General features: G+C 30.2%; 28 protein-coding genes. 11 read left to right on the plus strand and 17 right to left on the minus strand.

Annotated elements, in window-relative coordinates; translation table 11 throughout:
• Positions 1-524: 524 nt before the first annotated feature.
• Positions 525-662 (minus strand): hypothetical protein, encoded by a 138-nt coding sequence (locus SOI86_RS03155; RefSeq protein WP_320682149.1) that lies wholly within the window; start codon positions 660-662, stop codon positions 525-527.
• Between the two features lie 406 nt (positions 663-1,068).
• Here SOI86_RS03155 and SOI86_RS03160 point away from each other — a divergent pair, with 406 nt between their 5' ends.
• A complete protein-coding gene (locus SOI86_RS03160) occupies positions 1,069-1,197 on the plus strand; it encodes a hypothetical protein (RefSeq protein ID WP_320682150.1) in 129 nt (42 codons plus the stop codon).
• A gap of 658 nt (positions 1,198-1,855) precedes the next feature.
• Here SOI86_RS03160 and SOI86_RS03165 read toward each other — a convergent pair.
• From SOI86_RS03165 to SOI86_RS03190, 6 genes are all read right to left on the minus strand, one after another.
• The gene (locus SOI86_RS03165) at positions 1,856-2,104 is read right to left on the minus strand and encodes a hypothetical protein (RefSeq protein WP_320682151.1); all 249 of its coding nucleotides are present in this window, start codon (positions 2,102-2,104) and stop codon (positions 1,856-1,858) included.
• Positions 2,104-2,424, minus strand: coding sequence for a hypothetical protein (locus tag SOI86_RS03170; RefSeq protein WP_320682152.1), 321 nt, complete (start codon positions 2,422-2,424; stop codon positions 2,104-2,106). The genes SOI86_RS03165 and SOI86_RS03170 overlap by 1 nt, the downstream gene beginning before the upstream one ends.
• A gap of 93 nt (positions 2,425-2,517) precedes the next feature.
• Complete coding sequence (locus tag SOI86_RS03175) at positions 2,518-2,676, minus strand: hypothetical protein (RefSeq protein ID WP_320682153.1); 159 nt, start codon at positions 2,674-2,676, stop codon at positions 2,518-2,520.
• 78 nt (positions 2,677-2,754) lie between these two features.
• Positions 2,755-2,886: a hypothetical protein gene (locus SOI86_RS03180; RefSeq protein ID WP_320682154.1), complete on the minus strand. Its 132-nt coding sequence runs from the start codon at positions 2,884-2,886 to the stop codon at positions 2,755-2,757.
• Positions 2,887-2,933: 47 nt separating this feature from the next.
• Positions 2,934-3,230 carry a DUF1330 domain-containing protein gene (locus tag SOI86_RS03185; RefSeq protein WP_320682155.1) on the minus strand — a complete coding sequence of 99 codons (297 nt, stop codon included), beginning with the start codon at positions 3,228-3,230 and terminating at the stop codon, positions 2,934-2,936.
• 70 nt (positions 3,231-3,300) lie between these two features.
• Positions 3,301-3,687: a hypothetical protein gene (locus SOI86_RS03190; protein ID WP_320682156.1), complete on the minus strand. Its 387-nt coding sequence runs from the start codon at positions 3,685-3,687 to the stop codon at positions 3,301-3,303.
• A gap of 195 nt (positions 3,688-3,882) precedes the next feature.
• Here SOI86_RS03190 and SOI86_RS03195 point away from each other — a divergent pair, with 195 nt between their 5' ends.
• Positions 3,883-4,077, plus strand: a complete 195-nt coding sequence (locus SOI86_RS03195; RefSeq protein WP_320682157.1) for a hypothetical protein — start codon at positions 3,883-3,885, stop codon at positions 4,075-4,077.
• A gap of 1,439 nt (positions 4,078-5,516) precedes the next feature.
• Here SOI86_RS03195 and SOI86_RS03200 read toward each other — a convergent pair.
• The gene (locus SOI86_RS03200) at positions 5,517-5,774 is read right to left on the minus strand and encodes a high light inducible protein (RefSeq protein ID WP_320682158.1); all 258 of its coding nucleotides are present in this window, start codon (positions 5,772-5,774) and stop codon (positions 5,517-5,519) included.
• A gap of 127 nt (positions 5,775-5,901) precedes the next feature.
• On the opposite strand from SOI86_RS03200, the gene SOI86_RS03205 reads away from it, so the two are divergent.
• Positions 5,902-6,048, plus strand: coding sequence for a hypothetical protein (locus tag SOI86_RS03205; protein WP_320682159.1), 147 nt, complete (start codon positions 5,902-5,904; stop codon positions 6,046-6,048).
• A 360-nt stretch (positions 6,049-6,408) separates the two neighbouring features.
• Here the strand turns inward: SOI86_RS03205 and SOI86_RS03210 are convergent, their stop codons facing one another.
• Positions 6,409-6,552 (minus strand): hypothetical protein, encoded by a 144-nt coding sequence (locus SOI86_RS03210; RefSeq protein ID WP_320682160.1) that lies wholly within the window; start codon positions 6,550-6,552, stop codon positions 6,409-6,411.
• 384 nt (positions 6,553-6,936) lie between these two features.
• Between SOI86_RS03210 and SOI86_RS03215 the strand changes: the two genes are divergently transcribed.
• Complete coding sequence (locus tag SOI86_RS03215; protein ID WP_320682161.1) at positions 6,937-7,431, plus strand: hypothetical protein; 495 nt, start codon at positions 6,937-6,939, stop codon at positions 7,429-7,431.
• Positions 7,432-7,593: 162 nt separating this feature from the next.
• Here SOI86_RS03215 and SOI86_RS03220 read toward each other — a convergent pair whose 3' ends face one another.
• The 3 genes from SOI86_RS03220 to SOI86_RS03230 are packed head-to-tail and all read right to left on the minus strand — an operon-like array spanning position 7,594 to position 9,786.
• On the minus strand, positions 7,594-7,746 hold the full coding sequence (locus tag SOI86_RS03220; RefSeq protein WP_320682162.1) for a hypothetical protein: 153 nt from the start codon (positions 7,744-7,746) through the stop codon (positions 7,594-7,596).
• A gap of 19 nt (positions 7,747-7,765) precedes the next feature.
• Positions 7,766-8,566 (minus strand): hypothetical protein, encoded by an 801-nt coding sequence (locus SOI86_RS03225; RefSeq protein WP_320682163.1) that lies wholly within the window; start codon positions 8,564-8,566, stop codon positions 7,766-7,768.
• 44 nt (positions 8,567-8,610) lie between these two features.
• Positions 8,611-9,786, minus strand: coding sequence for an inverse autotransporter beta domain-containing protein (locus SOI86_RS03230; protein WP_320682164.1), 1,176 nt, complete (start codon positions 9,784-9,786; stop codon positions 8,611-8,613).
• A 777-nt stretch (positions 9,787-10,563) separates the two neighbouring features.
• Here SOI86_RS03230 and SOI86_RS03235 point away from each other — a divergent pair.
• The gene (locus SOI86_RS03235; RefSeq protein ID WP_320682165.1) at positions 10,564-10,878 is read left to right on the plus strand and encodes a hypothetical protein; all 315 of its coding nucleotides are present in this window, start codon (positions 10,564-10,566) and stop codon (positions 10,876-10,878) included.
• A 745-nt stretch (positions 10,879-11,623) separates the two neighbouring features.
• On the opposite strand, the gene SOI86_RS03240 is transcribed toward SOI86_RS03235, so the two are convergent.
• The 4 genes from SOI86_RS03240 to rluF form a co-directional block, all read right to left on the minus strand.
• Complete coding sequence (locus tag SOI86_RS03240; protein ID WP_320682166.1) at positions 11,624-11,764, minus strand: hypothetical protein; 141 nt, start codon at positions 11,762-11,764, stop codon at positions 11,624-11,626.
• Positions 11,765-11,914, minus strand: coding sequence for a hypothetical protein (locus tag SOI86_RS03245; RefSeq protein ID WP_320682167.1), 150 nt, complete (start codon positions 11,912-11,914; stop codon positions 11,765-11,767).
• A gap of 467 nt (positions 11,915-12,381) precedes the next feature.
• On the minus strand, positions 12,382-13,020 hold the full coding sequence (locus tag SOI86_RS03250) for an SOS response-associated peptidase (RefSeq protein ID WP_320682168.1): 639 nt from the start codon (positions 13,018-13,020) through the stop codon (positions 12,382-12,384).
• A 365-nt stretch (positions 13,021-13,385) separates the two neighbouring features.
• Positions 13,386-14,108: a 23S rRNA pseudouridine(2604) synthase RluF gene (rluF, locus tag SOI86_RS03255; RefSeq protein ID WP_320682169.1), complete on the minus strand. Its 723-nt coding sequence runs from the start codon at positions 14,106-14,108 to the stop codon at positions 13,386-13,388.
• Between the two features lie 282 nt (positions 14,109-14,390).
• Between rluF and SOI86_RS03260 the strand changes: the two genes are divergently transcribed.
• Positions 14,391-14,576 carry a hypothetical protein gene (locus SOI86_RS03260; protein ID WP_320682170.1) on the plus strand — a complete coding sequence of 62 codons (186 nt, stop codon included), beginning with the start codon at positions 14,391-14,393 and terminating at the stop codon, positions 14,574-14,576.
• Between the two features lie 11 nt (positions 14,577-14,587).
• Positions 14,588-14,752 carry a hypothetical protein gene (locus SOI86_RS03265; protein ID WP_320682171.1) on the plus strand — a complete coding sequence of 55 codons (165 nt, stop codon included), beginning with the start codon at positions 14,588-14,590 and terminating at the stop codon, positions 14,750-14,752.
• A 769-nt stretch (positions 14,753-15,521) separates the two neighbouring features.
• Here the strand turns inward: SOI86_RS03265 and SOI86_RS03270 are convergent.
• A complete protein-coding gene (locus SOI86_RS03270) occupies positions 15,522-15,830 on the minus strand; it encodes a DUF3303 domain-containing protein (RefSeq protein WP_320682172.1) in 309 nt (102 codons plus the stop codon).
• Between the two features lie 633 nt (positions 15,831-16,463).
• Between SOI86_RS03270 and SOI86_RS03275 the strand changes: the two genes are divergently transcribed.
• The 4 genes from SOI86_RS03275 (at position 16,464) to SOI86_RS03290 (ending at position 18,352) form a co-directional block, all read left to right on the plus strand.
• Positions 16,464-16,631 carry a hypothetical protein gene (locus tag SOI86_RS03275; RefSeq protein WP_320682173.1) on the plus strand — a complete coding sequence of 56 codons (168 nt, stop codon included), beginning with the start codon at positions 16,464-16,466 and terminating at the stop codon, positions 16,629-16,631.
• A gap of 684 nt (positions 16,632-17,315) precedes the next feature.
• The gene (locus SOI86_RS03280; protein WP_320682174.1) at positions 17,316-17,477 is read left to right on the plus strand and encodes a hypothetical protein; all 162 of its coding nucleotides are present in this window, start codon (positions 17,316-17,318) and stop codon (positions 17,475-17,477) included.
• Between the two features lie 392 nt (positions 17,478-17,869).
• Positions 17,870-18,091 carry a gibberellin regulated protein gene (locus SOI86_RS03285; RefSeq protein WP_320682175.1) on the plus strand — a complete coding sequence of 74 codons (222 nt, stop codon included), beginning with the start codon at positions 17,870-17,872 and terminating at the stop codon, positions 18,089-18,091.
• On the plus strand, positions 18,092-18,352 hold the full coding sequence (locus SOI86_RS03290; RefSeq protein ID WP_320682176.1) for a hypothetical protein: 261 nt from the start codon (positions 18,092-18,094) through the stop codon (positions 18,350-18,352). It abuts the gene before it with no gap.
• The last annotated feature ends 212 nt before the right edge of the window (positions 18,353-18,564 follow it).

Here is an 18,564-nt window from a genome sequence, read left to right on the forward strand (position 1 = left end):
GCTTTCTATTACTAGCAAGAAAAATAATTCCTGAAAATAAAAAATGTTAATTGCCTCTTTTTTAGATCGCTGTCAATCAAGCAATATTACATAAAATCTTTCCTAATACATTGATTGCCGACAAATAATACTTAATTTGTCAGGAGGAGCTACGTAAAACTAAGCAGAAAAATACTCATAGCTTGAAAACCTATTGCTGCACTAGAGCTGTTAAGTGCTTTGGGAGCAAAAGGTCGCAGGTTCGAATCCTGTCGCCCCGACTCTAATAATCCAAGTCATACAAGCGAGTTCCCCAACTCGCTTTTTTATTGCTTACTGTCTCAACTTGCAAAAGGGGCACTCAATAGATATAGTTTGATCCAAAATGTGCCTAGTTTTCTACTTATCTATAACGGAATATGTTATCTCTAAATTTAATATTCATTTTATATAAATAAACTAGTAATTAAAATAATAAAAAAATACTAGAATTTCACAAAAAAAAAGACTCTAATGAGTCTTTTAATTCAAATCTATAAAAAAATTTATTGATCAGTGTCAAGTTTACTAAAGTTTGGTCCAAGAATAATCCCTAAAAGGGCAAAAAGAGCCATAAAACCAAATCCTACGCCAGCCGCAGAAGGATTGAAACCACCAATAGCAAATGAAGCTAATAAATTCATGATTAAAAAACAAATATCTTGAAATCATACAGAATTTTAGAGAAAAATATACCAATATATATAAAAAGAAATAATCTAAAGATCTATTATTCCATAGTTCTTTAATTTTAATCAGCGAAAGTAGACCGACTGTCAATCGTTAATAAGTAAAAGTTGAATTATTGAATAAATCATTCGATCGACCTAGCTGTTTGGGAGCACTAGGTCGCAGGTTCGGATCCTGTCGCCCCCTACTCTTAAAACCCAATTCATACTAGCGAGTCTCCTAACTCGCTTTTTTATTGGATATTGTCTCATATTTTGAAAGGGTAGCTCTAGGGGTAGCTAGATTTATGTACTTTGTATATACTTGTGCCTAGTTTTCTCCTTATATATAATGTTTTTTGAAACTTTCTAAGCAAGAACAATGCTCCTCGCGCAAACTGGACAAGGTGTTGATATTTTTTCTCCAATAGGAATTTTGATTATTTTTATTGGCGTTGTTTTGACTGTTGGCTTCCCTGTCGCAATGATTAAGTTTGGAAGAAAGAGATAGTAAGCATTTAATTCCGTAAGTGCTTCTTCTTTATCAAACAATTAATAATTAATTAATTTTCTTTTCCCATCTCTAGTTTCTACTTTATTTATTCTTAACCCAATAAATAGAACCCATATAAGTGCAAAGACTATTGGTAAAAAAACGATAGCAAGTTTCATCATCTTTCAAATAGTGTTATTTGCTTAAAATAATACCTTAAAATAAATAAACAAGAATAGGTACTTTACATAAAATTTGACAAAAGCATTTAAATATCTACTACATAAATACTCTTATACCTAATATCCAATCTTCATTATTCGACTTAACTGACATGTGGCACTATGTCGTAGATGGTTAGCTAAAGTTAAGTATCAGCTATATACAAGTATGTACTTTGTGCGATATGCAGTTTCAAACTCGTTCCACTAACATCAATAAACTCTTGTTATAGCAAGTGAATATTGGATAATCTCAAATTAACAAGGAAGTGCTTTAGGGCACTAGGTCGCAGTTTCGAATCCTGTCGCACCGACCCTATAAAACCAAGTCATAGAGCGAGTTTCTCAGACTCTCTTTTTATTGTAAAGAAGTTGGAATAATGAAACGGAGCGAGATTTGAGCGATGATTTGCAATACCCTGCATAACTTTGCTGCCTCATGTCCCTCAGTATCACTAGAAATAGCTATTAAATATAGAAGTTTTCTTCCAGCCCTCAGCTAGTAATTTTTTATATTCTTCCCTGGCACTTTCTATAGTCTCTACTCTGCTGCCTTTCATAACTGGTTTACTACTTCTCTTATAAACACATCCATAAGAAACCATTATTGCATCAACACTAGGACTAGGCTTCGATACATCTTCAAATGGTTCAAATACTTTTATCCTACTTCTGTCCTTGTTTATAAGAGTAAATTTCTCCATTACTTACCTTTAGATAAAAGAAAATTTAAAAAGATACCTCCAAAGACTAATAAACCACCCATAGCCACAAATACAAGTAAATCTATTATTGATTTATCAGTATTTATTTTTAGAAAAGTTAAAGCAAAAGCTATTGGAGGGAATAATAATATTGCTTTTGGAATAAGTGCATGATTCCATTTCTTTATATCAGTATCTTCTTTGAGTTCTTGATAAATCTTTTCTAACTTTTTTCTATCTTCTTCCATTAAATAAACAAGTAAGCAAATAATTGCTCCAATACTAAAAATTAAGCTCCACCTCTGTGAGTAAAAAGCCATTCAATTTATTCCTTTAGTAATGCCAAAGTACCCAAAATAATCCACAACCATAAATAATCCCTATCGTTACTACTAATGGCATTAGTATTCTTTTCATCTAATTAAAAATCTACCCATATCATTCATAAAGAACCAAATTGCTATTGAAAGATTTAATAGTACTGTGAGAGAAATAGATATTATTAGAAACTTTTCCCCAACTCCTGATTGATTTGCGTCTTTACCCGCAACTGAAATCGACTCAAGTTCCATAACAAAAGGGGCTAATTGGCCCTTATTTTAGATCAACTATCAATCATATTTAATATAGCGCTGCAAGCAGTAAGCGTTTCATTTGTTTTCCTCTTGTATCTTCTTAAGTCTTTTGTATTCCTGATTCAGAACACCTAAACGCCAAGCACCTATCAATCCTTTAACACCTTGAGTTAATAGTTTTACATCTGCAGGTGAATGGAACTTCATCTCCAAGAATTCTTTCTGCCAAGAAGTGTCGTCCCATTTAGTAGTAATTAATGAGTTACACTCCCGTCCATGATTGTGATATTTGTATCGATTGAGTTAGCCCAGCGTAACTTGCTTAGTTCCTGATATTCAGAACTGTTATAGGCCTCAATTGCAGCTTGCTTTGACGGGAACTCAATAATTACCGATAATTTTCCACCTTTCCCTTCAACAGTTTGACTATCAAGATCCTTTGCAAATACATAACCACCTACTGATTCGATCCAAGGTTGAAATGCTTCAACATATTCAGTAAACGCTGGATTTGTAACTGTGGTAGTAACGAGCCAAAATCCTTTAGACATTAAATAAAAATTTTTTTAAGACTTTAACATGAAATAGCGGTGAAAGTAGTAAGAGTTTTATATGTTGTCTTTATTTAATCCGTAAATACATAAAAGAGGATTGGCTATCAAAACAATCCAAAAAGGAGAAGGAGGTCCACCATCGACAAATTGTTCCAGCATTAAAAGAATTGAATAAAGCTACTGCCAAAAAACAAGACATTAAGACTAATTCACCAAATAAAACTTTTCTTAGAGAAGCCTTATCTTTTATGGAACTAGAAATAATCAATAAACAACCAATTCCTAAATTACTAGCTGCTACATTATCCGCAGTACCTCTAACATGAAGCAATGTTTCATTAGATGCATTACCAGCAATAGTCTCTACGAAAAAACTCAGTAGGAAAATAATTAATAATCCCAATAGAATATGAAGAATTCCAGTATTTTTAAAATTTTTCTTAACTTCATACAAAGAAGGGGTGAAGTTCCTCTTATTTTAGATCGACTGTTAATCAATAAATTTATAAATTCTATGATCTAGTTCTCATAGGGTACTAGGTTTCTTATGAGCGAGATTCGAGCGAGATCCTGTAATAGCTTTCATTTCCTTGCAGAGTGGTATCGCTCAAAATGATTATGAAAACCACAAAAAATTCACAATAATCCTATGATTTTAAAAACAATAATTACAATGAAATCACTACTTTCAAGTAAACGATCAAAAGCAATATTAGGAATTGGTTTAATAGCTATTGGTATTGGTGCAATTTCAAAAAAGGTCATCAGCTTTTCAGCTGGGGGCTGTATAAAAGGTGATCAAGAGTTGACTATAAATAAAGGGATAAATAAGTTCTATATTTAACAAGTAATCGTTTCATTTTTAAAGGTCATTTTGAATGATAGATACGCAAATCGACCAAGTAATAACAAACTAGCGACTGCATAAGTAATTGCTATTAAGTCATTTAATCCTTCTTTTTATCTTTCTTTTTTTTATTAGTTCCTTCTATAAATGGAACGAGTAAATCTAGTAACCACCTTTTAAATATGTCTATTGGATTATTCATTGTTTTATCTAATAAAGTAAAAAATCCCACCAACAAATGTGCTTCCTACAAGTAATAACACCATTAAAAGAGCAATTAATTTAGGTAAACTTCCCATCACTATTAATGATATTTATTGAGTAATCGATTATAAATCACCAACAATACTATTAATCCTCCTATACCAAGAATTGCATGGTATGGGTCATGATGATTCTGCCAAAGCTCCTGTAAAAATTCCATATAAAATTACTCAATTATATATTGAGAGTAATCATTATCTAATTAAATATATAGAGTAATTATTCTCTAATTTAATTATCAGATTCAGCATAAATAAAAAAAGTATTTGTCCCCTCCAATCTAGCCAATGCAGTTTTAATACTTTTGCTTCTTAAGTATTCACTAAAATTCTATCCTGCTTTTCCTTATGTTATTTCTAGTAATTTTTCTCCCGCTGCTAACCTTTGCGCCAATTTATAAAATAACACCAATTAAAACCTTTCCCATCTATATCTCTAACCATTAAATGTAATAATTTCTTTTAAATATTAACTTCAACTATATAAAATTCTTATTTGAAATTTTGAGTTAATTACTTCATATAATCTCTTTATTGTAACTATAGCGGGCCAATATTGAACTAAACATTATTTTTTTGATTATATAAGGTGGTTTTAAAAACTGTATAAAAAGTCTTCCTAACTCTCTTTTTTATTGTTTATTGTCTTAAATTTTGAAAGGGCACTCTGGGTGGATTCGTTTGAAGTATTTTGATCTAAAATGTTCCACCTTAATAACTAGAAACAACTCCTGTAGATACTTATTTCTTCCATCCTTCTTCTAGTAACTGCTTATATTCTTTTCTAGATTGTTCGATAGTCTCCACTCTCGAATCTTTCATAACGGTTTTACTACTCCTTTATATACACATCCATAACTAATCATCGTTGCATTAATAGGAAGAGTAGGTTTAGATAAATTCTCAAATGGTTCAAAACCATTATCCTACTTCTGTCCTTATTTATAAAAGTAAATTTTTCTACTTTATCCATTAAATATAAAATAAGCAAAACATTGCTCCAACAGTAAAAATCAAGCTCCACCCCTGAGAGTTAATATTCATTAAAAAATACTATTTATATGTATTGAGTAATTTTATATAAATTGTTAAGAATAATACTATTGCTGCACTTGAACCAATTTAAGTACTTGGTTGATTATGCCAAAGCTCCTTAACAAATTCTTTATTCATTTAAAGAATTGGATATGCTATCCAACCAAATAAGGTGTAATTAATAATGACAGCCATGAAGCCTATCATTGCAAGCCTTCCATTTGTTCTTTCCGCAATAAACCAATAGCTATTTGGCCATTCAAAAATTTCCCCCTTATTGGATATTTGATCTTCTGAGACAGGAGTCTCTTCAGAAGTTTTGTACTGATCAAGATAATAATTACTGTCTGGGTAAAAGCTTTCGCTTGACATATTTTCTGATTTAAAATCAACCATTATATTAAAAATTTTATATAAATATCTTAAAAAGATTTTGTTAATTATGTTGTTCCCAGTTCCTAAAACCACACTATTAATTTAATAACAATAGGAGGAAAATATAGATGTAGATACAGGAGGTCTTATGAAACTCATTACTCCCTTCACTATCCTCAATAAAAACTTCCACGAAATGGATTTTACTAAAGAAGCAATAAAAAGCAGAAAGTTAGCAACTAAAAGATTGCATGAAGATTATAGAAAAATATACAAACTTCACCAATTTGCTTAATTAACTTTGAGGCTTGTTGTCAGGTCGATTATAGACTTTATTATTTTTCTTTCTTTTTGATTTCTTATAAACCGCAAAAAATCCTAAAAATACTAAAGGAATTAGTAAACCCTCTAGAAATAAGGGGAAATTAATCATATACGGGGACTAATGGTAACGATTTTCTCTCTTCAGCCTCCCTATAAAGAAAATAGATAAAATAGCCTCTAGTAACAGTGATGCTAGCGGTTAAAAATGCTAATACGACACATATAGGGCAATGAGGGAATCCCATATTAAAAGTTTATTTTTGATTATATTGTCGGGAATCTAGGGAGACAATAAGCAAAAATACTAAAAAACAGGCTCCAAACTTGCAAATTAATCTCGACCATGAATACTTCTAAAAGAACCAACATAATGAAACTGTTCTCTATTAATACCTAAATTCTGTATGAGTTTAGAAGTTGTAAACACACCCATTCTAAAAGTTGAAGTCAACTGATTCTTTTTTGGTCTAGCCATAAATAAGATAAAAAATACTCATTAATATATAGAGTAATTATTTTCTAATTAAATATCTATTATTCCAGGGTTCCCCGCTTCTAATTGTTAAATATATTCCACTATTTAATTCACTTTAGCCAGTATTTTTCATCTAATCTATGAGCGTAGTCCCTTAAAATTTTTTCATCTTTTTGGGAATGTTACTTCTAGATATTCTCCACCTCAATAAAAATTTATAGAAGAAATATTTTATCGAAGAGAGCATAAAGAAAGAGGAGTTTAGCGACGCTTTATCCCCTCTTTTTTGTTGAAACTTTTTGCTAGGCGTCTCTTTCTTTTTTGAGTAATTGTTTTGATTGCAATTAATAGCAAATATTGCTTTGATATAAAAAATACTCTTCAATGATTAAAGTCTTAATTACTCTTCTAACTTCATTTCTTATTTGGTTTGGCATTGTAAAAATATTTACCAAAGATAATGAGAATTCAATTAATGTTCTTTCAATTAAATTTTTTAATGATTTCACTTTAATCTTTCGAAATATAATTGATCTTTTTGATTCTCTTTTTAAAAGCTTCATTCAAATCTATGAACTTTTAGGTACATTATTGAAAAATGTAGTTGGGATATTTAAGTCATTGATGTCTGCTTTTATTAAATTCCTAAATCTCTTTAGAATAATAGGGACTACTTGTTTATCCTTTATTTCTTTATGTAACGGATTATTCCAGGCATCCAGAAAGATTAATCTATTTAATAATTTTGAATTAATCCTTAATAATACTGATACCGCCAAAAATAATGTAGTTAAATTAAATGAAAAAACAGAAGAAAATAAAAAGGAAGAAAGTTTTATTCCTGCTTTTTTAGGTCGACTTTCATTTATTAATAAGTAATTACTAAATAATATTTTTTTTTAATCGCGATACTGCCGACATTTTGGGAGATAAAATGTATTCTATTATACGAATTTCTTTAAATATTTATTTTGTTTAAAAATCACATGCTTTTTATAATCAATTTAGCTCATTTATTCTAATATTTGTAACTTTATAGAATTAATTTTTAAATTTTTCTACCTTATTTTCTAATTTACAAATAACAGAATCAAAAGCACTCTCAAGATCTTTTGTATTGAGTCTCGAATAGCTTTTCAAATGTGTTTCTAGTTTATGGCCCATTGCATCAGCTATTTGTTTTATAGAAAACAATCAGTAGAGATAGTTTAAATTAATATAGGCTAAAAACGGCCTGAAAAGGTCCACCGGCAAATTGGCCTACAACATTTCCATTATTATTAGTTGGTATTATTGTCATTCCACTATTAGATACGGTAAATTTCACTTCTAATCCTTCGGTACTATCTTCAATGACTACAGAATTAGTCAGTGCTAATGCTCCAACCAAATGAGTTGCATCACAAGCTGTTGCCGTTACATAAGAACTATTCGTCAATCTTGCTGCCATAGTGCCTTCAGTAAGATTTTCACTTGCTTTTGCATCATCAGCATTATATGGATTACTGCAACTTCCACTGAAACTTTGCAAAGTTTCTGTAAAATTTTCAGCTGTACAATTAGGGGTCCCATCCGCTGTAGCATCACTCTTAGAACAATATGTAGTTCCATTTAACTGATAACTTCCCTTTAGCCCAAATGTATTAGTCATCTTCACATATGCATGAGGATATGTTGCACTTGCTGGTCTTGTGCTAGTACCACCAGATAGAGTTGCTACTCCTGCGGCAACATCAATTTCTACACCATCAGTATTTGTATAAGTTGCAGTACAACTATCATCCTCGAAATCATTTCCAGATAAAGGGTTAGAAGTACATAGTCCCATTTCTAATATCTTGACGACATATCGATCTGGTGTTTTATAACAACCATTTGCATTAATAGATGAAGGATTATCTAAACTACAAACATTTGCATCTACAGGCTCAGGCGTAAGAAGGAAAGCACTCATACATACACCAAATCCAGTTGAAAGTCTGAGAAGATAGTTTTGTGATTTAAAAGTAGTCATAATTAGGAGATCAAAGATTTAATAATTAATTAAAGAATTAAGAGCTATTTACTGGTTGCCCTATTTGTAAATGATCCTGTCGATCTTTCAAGTAAAACATCATACTTACGTTTGACAGGTTGAGTCATTTGAGTAATCATAGTTTTCTTATAATTTGATCTCTCAAATTTGACTGGATTGCCAGTAATATTTATTCTTAAACCAAAAAATGTTTCATCTGTCCCTGGCAGTGAGCTGTTTACTGTAGTTGAAGCCGCTGAAATCTCATTAGAAACCCAAGCTTCAAGGCCAACATAAGGTGTAGCTTGCCAACTCATTGAGCCTTCTAATCCTGAATTATCTTGGGTATTTTTATAGTCCCAGTTAAATCCTCTTACAAAAAAAGCAAGTTCTGGATTATTTGGTAATCTGTAACCTAATTCAACATCCCAGCCTGGGACTACTCTCTCTTCGTAAGAAACACCTTTTATAGTTACATCCTTCTCTTCAGTAATTGACATATACCAGTTATTTCTAAACTCAAAATCTTTCCAGAAATATTCTCCACCTAATCCAAACCTACTATGGGCATCACTATAATCTGTCATTCTGTAATCCCAGAACGCATTAGCTCCAACCATAGATATATCATTAGGACGATTTCTAATTCCTAAACCAAGATTAATAGTTGAACCATCTGCATTTGTGGCTGTAGCAAATCTTGCCTGAGAAAAAGCGAGAGTTTTTAAATCGCCTTCTTCATCTTTTGCAAGTTCACCAAGTTTCATTAGGCTATTAACTGAGAAACTTGTATCTGATTCCGTTCCGCCCGTAATATTTACAGAAGTCTGAGCAAAAAATGGGATTTTTTGTATCTCACCATTGGCTTTTGCATTGGCAAAATCAAATCCAGCATCAACCAATAATGTCTTAACATCATTAGCCACGATGTCTGTATATTCACTCCCCTCTGCACCATCATTCATTAAAGTTACAAACTTCGTTGAATAAGTTGCTCCTTTAATTATGTATTCATCTAATTTGTCTTTTGGACTATAACTATTTTTTACATTTAAGCAATTTTTTAAGGCCGCTTTATTTAAATTGCAATTAGCTTCAGCATAATTTCTATTATTTAAAAATTTTGCCTCATTTTGCAATTGAGAATCAGCGAAGGCTGAAGTGCTATTACCAATTAAAAAGGATGCAAAGGCAATCTGCAAATAATGCTTTTTAATCAAAATTTTATTAAGAGTTAAATAGTTTATAAATTAAAAAATATAAATTATCTACAAATTTTAGGATATTGATGTAATTCAATTAAAAGTTAATTTATTACTAAGTTCCCATGGAAATATTTATTAAATAGCTCCTAAGAGGCCCTTTTGACTTCTATCGTTTAATAGAAAGCAATATTCGAACTAATTTTGGTGTCTCAAAAATGAGACTCCATCAGAAAAATATTCAGTAGTAATAGTCTCATATATCACTAAAAAATTGTCCCTAATGCTTTTGGAGCTATAGGTATCAGGTTTGAATCCCGTAGCCCTAACTCAATCAAACCCAGTTCATAGACAAGAATCCCCAACATGTCTTTTTATTATCTAAGTTAAGGCAATGATCTCCGTCATATAGACGTTATTATAAAGTAAATATTTTAGGCAAATTCATTGTTATTACTATAGACATAATGTCCTATTTAAGTTGTGAAGAGCTTACCTAGCATTAGGTGGCATTAAGATAAGAACTTTTTTGATAATTTGGATGCTTTTAAAAGAGTTGCTTAAATCATCTATCCCTTGCCTAATATACATTCTTCTTTTAAGTATTTTCATAAATATAATCTATCTATGAAACAACCAAATGCAAATTTGGATAATAAATATAATTCTCTTAATTTATTATTATCAATATCCAAATATACTGAAGCAATTGATATGACTAATATCCAGTAACAAATCTAAATAAAAAAACAACCCTAATCATGCTTAAATACTCCAAATCTTATAAAATCATAAATGGCTTATTCAGAAACAAGAATTGTAATAGGTGGTCTAGCCCATATTCCTGTTCTCATTGTTATAGCTAATTTCATTAAAGGAAAATTTAAAGTTAAAAAAGAAAAGGCAAAAGAAACTTTAGCAAAAGAAGATCCAGTTAAAGTTATTGAGGTGAAAGAAACTTTAGTCAAAGAAAATAAAACAAACGCGATAAAGGAAATATCAAATAAGCTAGATAATATTGAAGAAAAGGCAGATAAGGTTTATGAAAAAGTGAAGAAAGAAAAGAAAGATAAGAAGAAGAAAAAGAAGAAAGATATGAAAAGAGATTAACTGATAGCAAGAAAGTGAGATAAAAATATCCTTACAATCAGCCTAAACATCAGCAAATATTTAATTTTGTAATGTCAAATAAAGTAATTTTCCGTAACTCTTTATGTAAGTAATTTAGGCATATTACTCTACTATGATTTTCAACTTCGTTAAGAGTACTAGATCTAAGATTCCAATCCTGTCATCCAGATCAGTCATAGTAATCGTTTATAAATTTTAGAGTTAGTCTTGACTTGAGAAAGGAGGGTTAAATAGAAATACTTTGTTCTACTTTGTGCCTAATTTCCCCCCAATATATAAATAGATTAATGATTTTCTTTTAAATATAGATTCTTAGTGTTTGCACTATCTGAAGAAAGAAATAAAAATAATATGATGCCAATTAAACCTGAGAAAGCAAGTGTAAGTTGAAAAAACTCCATAATTAAAACCCTCAATTATGTTTCCACTACAAACTTAGGAATATTCTTATTTTTTTAAAAGAGTAAAACTTCTTAATTATTTGTGAAATAGTTACTTTAAAGAATAATAAGTATAGGGAACTTCTTCTCCTGTTTTTATCGAGTCGCCATAGTAACTTTCAGCTGTCTTCATCAATAACCAGTAGAAGAAATTAGCAAGTGTTTTCTTCATAAGAATATCTAAAGCTATTACTATTCAAATCAGAATTCCTAACTAAAACAACGTAGAAAATACTTATTTAAACTTCCCAATCTATTTAGTAATAATTATCAATATCTCTTTCTCAAACCCTAGCAAGTTTTCTTAGTAGAGCTTTTACTTCCATATCTGGAGCACCACAATCGTCTTGGAACTTTGTGCAAATGACTTTAATTTGTTCATAAGCTTGTTCAAGCCATATTGTTTCTTGATCTGGATTCGCCATTTAATTTTTATCTATTACTTCTCCCCCATACTCTCTAGCTATTACATCTAAACACATAAGAATATCTTTATTTTCTAATAGATCTGTTTCACTCAAATACCTAAGAAGAGTTCTTATTTGATCAATAGTGTTTTCTTGTAATTCCTTCATTAATACTTAATTGGCACCTGCCAATAAGGATAGCAACCATATGATTTATATATAAATTAGTTCTAATAATCTAGAATTTATTTTTAAATGAGAGATTTATATAGTAAGAATTTCTTTTTTCTTGAGGAATTGATTTCAAACATTTCAACATTTCGTCAATCATAAGTTATTTCAGAGATAGAGATTTAATTAAAAAATTTTCATTGAATAATTAAAAAGAAAATATAGATATTAAAAAGCTTCCTCAAATTTGATTTAATTGTTTCAAAATGAATTCATTACAGATCCAATTCTATATATCTATGATTTTAGGACTTGGAGGAGTGTATGTATTAATCTATTCTTTCCATGATGTTGATGATGATGGGGAGAAATATATTTATACTAACGAATAAACTAATTTAACTTGATAGTTGACAATTTCATAAAGAGTAAAAAGCAATTTATGGGAACAGAGAGAGTTTCATTTAAAACAAACTCATTTGATTAGTTTGCTTTTTATTAAGGTCTTCTAATACCCATCCGTTTGGTGACCAACCCATCATAATTGGGAGTAACCCTTTTAATTCATCAGAGTCTTTTACATGCTCAGTCCATTTTTGCTCATATCCATTAGGAACAACAACAGGCATACGGTGATGTAACGGTTTAATTAAATCATTTGGTTCAGTTGTCAAAACACAGCAACTTTCTATTTCGGCTCCATCCGATGAAGTCCATTTGCTCCAAATTCCTCCAAGCCAAAAAGTCTCGTAATTTTCTTTACGAATGAGAAATCTTTTTTCAAAAAAACCACTTGCCGGTATTAGGCATCTTTTGTGCTTCCAACTTCCACTAAATAATTTCTTTTCTTCAACTGTTTCTGATCTTGCATTAAATGGTCTCGGTCTTTTTTTATCAAATGGGTCTTTAGCATAAGGCGAAATAAAACCCCAAGACATAAAGGTGGTCTTCATTTTTCCTTCATTCTTAATTACTAAAACTGGATCAGTTGGTCTAATTAAATTTTGAGTTTCGTATTTACTATCAAGACCAATTGGATAGTCTTGTTTTAAAACTTTAGGCAACCTATCAAATTCAGTTTTAAGTTCAAATCTGCCACACATTTATTTTTTAAAGCATTCATCAAAATCTCATTTAAAATAACGAGTCTATTTCTTTTAATTTTAGATTGGTTGTCAATAGGAAAATTATGTCATATTTATGTCATATGCTGGATAATTTATCGGGACAATCTATCCAGAACTAAGTAAAAAGTAGTTATCGCCACAAAACATATCTATATAGAATTCTGGGAGCACTAGGTCATAGGTGCTAAGACTGAGGGGCCGCCTAGATCAAATACAATTTATCTTAAAAAGTTTCCCAGGCTTTCTTTTTTGTTGAGTAAAGTCTATCCATACCAAAATTGATAGATGTGTAGTTTTTCAGAGCTTTTCTTATTTCTTCTTGAATGAAAATGACTTGAAGATTAGTCAAATGTTTTTGAAGATTTTTCAAGTAATTCATTTAACTCTAAGAGTTCTTCTTTGTTAAGTTCGCGATATTGTCCTGATGGTACGTCTAACTTAATATTCATGATTCTTACACGCTTTAATGATTTTACTCTATAGCCTAAGGATTCACACATTCTCCTAATCTGACGATTAAGTCCTTGAGTCAGTATTATTTTAAATTTTTTTGGTCCCAATTGTTTTACGAAACAATTCTTAGTTATGGTGTCTAATATTTCAACTCCATTACCCATCCTTTGGATAAAGTCTCCATTAATCGGACGATTAAGTCTTACGATATATTCTTTTTCATGATTATTTCTTGCTCTGAGTATTTTATTTACGATCTCTCCATCGTTAGTCAAGAAAATCAATCCCTCACTAGGCTTATCCAATCTTCCAATAGGAAAAATTCTTTTAGGGTAATTTATGAAATCTATAATATTGTTGGGTTCTACTCTTCTATCTGTTGTGCAAACAATTCCAATAGGTTTATTAAAGGCTAGGTATATGTTTTTTTCTTTTATTGATTTTTTTATTCTTTGACCTTCTACTTCTACTTGATCCCCTTCCTCTACCTTGGTACCCATTTCTGGAACTTTACCATTAATGGTTACTTTTCCTTCTTCGATTAGTCTATCTGCTCCTCTTCTAGAACAAAAACCGGCTTCACTTAAATATTTATTTATCCTAATAGCCATAAAGATATTATATTGTCAAAAAGGATTGTTAGAGCCTCGACTTTTCAAAAAAGAAGTAAGTTTTTTTTGATAGGATCCCATTACCAAGAGAAAAAAGTTTTCAAGGGATAAAGATAAGGGAACATATTTTTACTCACAACAATTTGTTAGGAATTTTATCTATTTTTACATTTGATTGTTGGTCCTCTATCCGTATATGTTTGTACCTCAAACCGTACATCCTAATTAATCGTTTGCTTAACATTCTTAGCTAGAACCTTAAGGTAACAAAAATTAGTTCAAATGCCTTCAACACCAATCAAATCTTGTAATAAATATGTGTTGAGTTACAAAGATTCATCAAATAATACACATCAATTAGGATTCTATGCTCGTGATGCATATGATTGCTTGATGCTTGCGAGAGAATTCAACTCTCACGTACATGAACATCCTGGTTCTGTAATCAGAATCCAACAAAAATCTTGAGGAAATTAAACATGAATTTAAAAAGATCACCATTCGCAATTCAAGATAAAAACGAAAGAGATCTTGATAATGTAAAAGATTATCCAACTATTGCCGATTTAATGAGAGAACAGAAGGTCCCACAATATAAAAAGAATACTGTTCATCATAGAAGAGATTTAGACTCTCTTGGTTAATTTATAACGATTAGCTAGTTAAAAGTTTAATAAAATCACCATTCTCAATTCTCAAAAAAGAAAAGAGAAAAGAGCAATATATTACATTAAGAGTGTTTAATAAAAGAGGAGTTCAAGCCAAAATCGAATCTTATAAAGATACCGAGGATGAAGATAAAAGGGATACAATTAAAGCTCAAGATTTATTGTTGCTCGATAGAATCCTAATTTAGATAGTAGCTACTTACTAGAGTAGCAATATCCTTTTTATAATTTGGTAGGAATTAATTCACTAATACCTTTGAAGTGACTAAATCACCTAATTTTTATTCTCAAGAACTTAAATCTCAATCCAGAACGATTTTTTCTGCACCACAAAAATCCAAGAAACCCCTCCAGAAATTCCAACTACTGCAAGGGTTATTAAATTGACTTGTACTATATAAAGCCAATCTTTTTCTTAGAATAAACGGAGAGTACTCAGTGAGATTTAGCCTCAAATTATTTATATCAAAAAAATCATAAATTAAAGAAAATTCCTTATGCAATTTAGTTTTTATTCATAATGTACTATTTTCTTCATCAAGTTTTTTAAGCTCTATAGACATATAAGCAATTATCTTTCTTAATTGCACCAATGGCGTCTTTATACTTATCAGGTTCAACTAAAAGCATTTTTATAAAATCGTATTGCCTTTCAATTTCCTGAGAAGAGAAGTTTCCAATAAAAAAATAAGAGAGTTTTATTCCTCCATGTTAGGTCGACTGTCAATCTTTTAAAGATTAACTACTAATTTGCTGCTGCAATTTCTTTATGGACTGAGAGAAATTCTTGGTCTGTTAAAACCGGTGTGACTTCAATTTCTACGCCAAAATTATCGACCCAGATACTACTCCATTTCCAAATGTTCTGATGATTTGAAGATTCAACTATTGCCCAACCGTTAGCTCCCTCAGGATTTACTACTCGATTAACAACTTTAAACCCATCAAATTCATCACCTTCGCATCCTCCTTCAACGAACCCCGCGAAAGCTTCTGCCCCTTGCATATGACTTTCTTGATCTGGAAATTGCCAGTGAACAATGTATGATTGCATAAATTAAATAATGTTTATTTAATTATTAATTGTCGAATTTAAAAATTAAATAATAAATCTTTAAACACTAATTAAAAAGGAATAAGCCTAAAGGGGGAATTAACCAAAAAAAAAGACTCTTGCGAGCCTAGGTGATGGGGACTCCTATAATGACAAATTAAATAGAAACAAACAACCCCATCAATAGGTAATTTTTATTACTTACAAACACCATATATAGTGCTAGGATTTTACAAAAGGCTGGGTGATGGGGATTATCCCGCTTTTTTTTTATTAAGGGGCGAAGCTAACGCCCTTTCTTTATAGAAAAATTTACACTAATCAATAAATAGAGATCGAGGATTAAAAGATTTTAACCTTTTTAAGATAGTGAAAGTTCCTCTTCCATCATTAATTAAATTTTGATTTCTTATTGTCGTGTTTATAAGAGAAGTAGTAAAGCAGTTATGAAATATTCAAGGGTTGAAACAATAAAAAGGCAAGAAAGGAATATAAGCAGTTATTGGAAGAGGGTTGAAAGAAAACTTGTATTTTTAATAGTTATCTATAAATAAACGAGACTAGGTAGTTTACCTAAAACTTGACTTTCTCAGTAAATAGTTGCTAGATAAGCGGCAGGTTTAAGTTGTAATTATGAAAAAAGACATTTATACAAATATTAAAGAATCAGATGCCTTGGAAAGTTTTTTTGAATGTATAACCTCTTGTAGTATCAAAAGTGAGGGAGTGGATTGCACTACAGCATGTTACGTAAGACATTTAGAACCAAAGAATATTAATTACCCACTGAAATTTTCATAAGCAAAGCTGATCGATAATTGTTAAATTGAATTTATTATATTTCGACAGTCCCAAGCTTTTTTGGTCTATTGCTTTTATATTTGGCAGTTCTGATTTGGGATATTTGATACAATCCTTTAGAGAAGAAGAAGGAATTTAATCTTCAATTGGGGAGTTGATTTGTAGGAGGTGCACTAAATAGTCTTTTCTTTCTTTTAAGTTTTCTATACGCGACTATAGAGCCTAATACTAATATTGTAATAGCTATAGAGTTAATCATATTAAATACATATACTTGTATATAAACAAATTTGTTCTAAATATCAATGATTAGAAATTAATTTCTAAAAAAGTAACTATATGAACTCCTTCTTAATATTTAGCTTTGATGTTAGATATCCAAACCTACCAAGAAGAAACAAACTGCTTATTACACCATAAGTAAATGTTATGCCATAATAATGAGTCACTTTTGCTTATTTCTCATTTGATACTGCAAAATAGCTTTTAAGTGTTGCACTTCTTTTCCTAAAGTCTCAATTCTTTTTTCTAATTCTTTGTTAGTAGCCATATTTATTATCCGATATTAAAATTTTACCGTTTGTTGAATTCTTTAATAGCAACTTATTTAGTTTTTGATATTCAAAACTATAAGTATAAGCGCTTATTGATCAAGATAAATTCTCTAGATAAATTAAGCGGAATATGAATTTAGGGGGATGCATGAGTGGAGATTATGAGACACTAGAAATTAATCAGCCAAAAATCTCATATTTTCGGAAAAGATCAGAAAACAATAAAGAATGGTTAGATGAATTAATCAACAAAATTGAAGATATGAAAAACAACATTTCTAAAGCTTCTTAAGGGCATAAATGAACAAAATGATTTAGATACATTTAAAAAAAAGGCTATAATTATGAGTTAAAAGATATATATTAGGCTCTTTAAACCAAAATAAAGAATAACGATGAAATCAAATTTAAACCAGATATTCGATTAGCTACAAATATTCTTTTAGTTTTTGGTACTTTTGCTATTGCTTTAAAAATCGCATCTAGAGCAAAGTTATATCAAAAATATATATTTATTAAATATTTAAAACATCAAGTAGTTCGAGATACACTTATAAAAAGACTAAAAATATTTAAAGAAGAAAATCTATCTAGTATTTATGAATCTATTCTTAAAATTTAGAAAAATGGAGAAACAAAAATATTTAAAAAACTTCTCTGTAATAAAAAACTAAATTTGAATTAATGCATATTGTTCTTAAAAAGTTACAAATTCTTATTTTTTTCTTTTTCTTAGCCCTAAATTTCAATCATTATTCACATGCTCATTTGAGGGGTACATTTTCTTCTGAGCAAGATGCTGTAAATAAATCATTCGAAATTGGTTGCGAAGGGATACATAAGAACAAAGATAAATGGCTTCCTTGCGAAAACGAAAAAGAATTACATAAGTATTTAAGTAAATAAATGAAAAAATTCAACCTCAACAAAAGGCAAATACACAGAAAAATAGCTGCAATCTCCGCAATCCCTTTACTAATTACTATTTTATCGGGGACTATCTATAGTTTCCTCCAACCATTAGGAGTAGATGCTTTTTGGTTGATCAAATGGCATACAGGAAATTTTGGCATTGTTAATTTGCAACCTTTTTATTCGATATTTCTTGGGATTGCATCAATAATTTCTTTGATATCTGGCATTAGATTATTACAAGAAATATCCTAGATTAAGCATAAAATAGATTAAAAACTAATAAATCCTTTTTTTGTTTCGCAGCTAAATAAGAAAAAAATCACTCCTAAATACCATATTAGTTATACCCATATAAGGAATTTTATTATTGATTTGGTAATTGGAATCCATGAAAAGTATCTATAAGATTTATGAAGTAAAACTTCTTATTTTTTATGTTGCAAACCTAATTCTTTCCTTCTTTG

Origin of the sequence: Prochlorococcus sp. MIT 1314, from assembly GCF_034093315.1 — a bacterium.
GTDB lineage: Bacteria > Cyanobacteriota > Cyanobacteriia > PCC-6307 > Cyanobiaceae > Prochlorococcus_A > Prochlorococcus_A marinus_Y.

Excerpts from the sequence above, each read along its gene's own strand:
- SOI86_RS03155 (WP_320682149.1), bottom strand. The coding sequence starts at position 662 with ATGAATTTATTAGCTTCATTTGCTATTGGTGGTTTCAATCCTTCTGCG.
- SOI86_RS03160 (WP_320682150.1), top strand. The coding sequence starts at position 1,069 with ATGCTCCTCGCGCAAACTGGACAAGGTGTTGATATTTTTTCTCCAATA.
- SOI86_RS03165 (WP_320682151.1), bottom strand. The coding sequence starts at position 2,104 with ATGGAGAAATTTACTCTTATAAACAAGGACAGAAGTAGGATAAAAGTA.
- SOI86_RS03170 (WP_320682152.1), bottom strand. The coding sequence starts at position 2,424 with ATGGCTTTTTACTCACAGAGGTGGAGCTTAATTTTTAGTATTGGAGCA.
- SOI86_RS03175 (WP_320682153.1), bottom strand. The coding sequence starts at position 2,676 with ATGGAACTTGAGTCGATTTCAGTTGCGGGTAAAGACGCAAATCAATCA.
- SOI86_RS03180 (WP_320682154.1), bottom strand. The coding sequence starts at position 2,886 with ATGAAGTTCCATTCACCTGCAGATGTAAAACTATTAACTCAAGGTGTT.
- SOI86_RS03185 (WP_320682155.1), bottom strand. The coding sequence starts at position 3,230 with ATGTCTAAAGGATTTTGGCTCGTTACTACCACAGTTACAAATCCAGCG.
- SOI86_RS03195 (WP_320682157.1), top strand. The coding sequence starts at position 3,883 with ATGATTTTAAAAACAATAATTACAATGAAATCACTACTTTCAAGTAAA.
- SOI86_RS03200 (WP_320682158.1), bottom strand. The coding sequence starts at position 5,774 with ATGGTTGATTTTAAATCAGAAAATATGTCAAGCGAAAGCTTTTACCCA.
- SOI86_RS03205 (WP_320682159.1), top strand. The coding sequence starts at position 5,902 with ATGAAACTCATTACTCCCTTCACTATCCTCAATAAAAACTTCCACGAA.
- SOI86_RS03210 (WP_320682160.1), bottom strand. The coding sequence starts at position 6,552 with ATGGCTAGACCAAAAAAGAATCAGTTGACTTCAACTTTTAGAATGGGT.
- SOI86_RS03215 (WP_320682161.1), top strand. The coding sequence starts at position 6,937 with ATGATTAAAGTCTTAATTACTCTTCTAACTTCATTTCTTATTTGGTTT.
- SOI86_RS03225 (WP_320682163.1), bottom strand. The coding sequence starts at position 8,566 with ATGACTACTTTTAAATCACAAAACTATCTTCTCAGACTTTCAACTGGA.
- SOI86_RS03235 (WP_320682165.1), top strand. The coding sequence starts at position 10,564 with ATGGCTTATTCAGAAACAAGAATTGTAATAGGTGGTCTAGCCCATATT.
- SOI86_RS03240 (WP_320682166.1), bottom strand. The coding sequence starts at position 11,764 with ATGGCGAATCCAGATCAAGAAACAATATGGCTTGAACAAGCTTATGAA.
- SOI86_RS03245 (WP_320682167.1), bottom strand. The coding sequence starts at position 11,914 with ATGAAGGAATTACAAGAAAACACTATTGATCAAATAAGAACTCTTCTT.
- SOI86_RS03250 (WP_320682168.1), bottom strand. The coding sequence starts at position 13,020 with ATGTGTGGCAGATTTGAACTTAAAACTGAATTTGATAGGTTGCCTAAA.
- rluF (WP_320682169.1), bottom strand. The coding sequence starts at position 14,108 with ATGGCTATTAGGATAAATAAATATTTAAGTGAAGCCGGTTTTTGTTCT.
- SOI86_RS03260 (WP_320682170.1), top strand. The coding sequence starts at position 14,391 with ATGCCTTCAACACCAATCAAATCTTGTAATAAATATGTGTTGAGTTAC.
- SOI86_RS03265 (WP_320682171.1), top strand. The coding sequence starts at position 14,588 with ATGAATTTAAAAAGATCACCATTCGCAATTCAAGATAAAAACGAAAGA.
- SOI86_RS03270 (WP_320682172.1), bottom strand. The coding sequence starts at position 15,830 with ATGCAATCATACATTGTTCACTGGCAATTTCCAGATCAAGAAAGTCAT.
- SOI86_RS03275 (WP_320682173.1), top strand. The coding sequence starts at position 16,464 with ATGAAAAAAGACATTTATACAAATATTAAAGAATCAGATGCCTTGGAA.
- SOI86_RS03280 (WP_320682174.1), top strand. The coding sequence starts at position 17,316 with ATGAATTTAGGGGGATGCATGAGTGGAGATTATGAGACACTAGAAATT.
- SOI86_RS03285 (WP_320682175.1), top strand. The coding sequence starts at position 17,870 with ATGCATATTGTTCTTAAAAAGTTACAAATTCTTATTTTTTTCTTTTTC.
- SOI86_RS03290 (WP_320682176.1), top strand. The coding sequence starts at position 18,092 with ATGAAAAAATTCAACCTCAACAAAAGGCAAATACACAGAAAAATAGCT.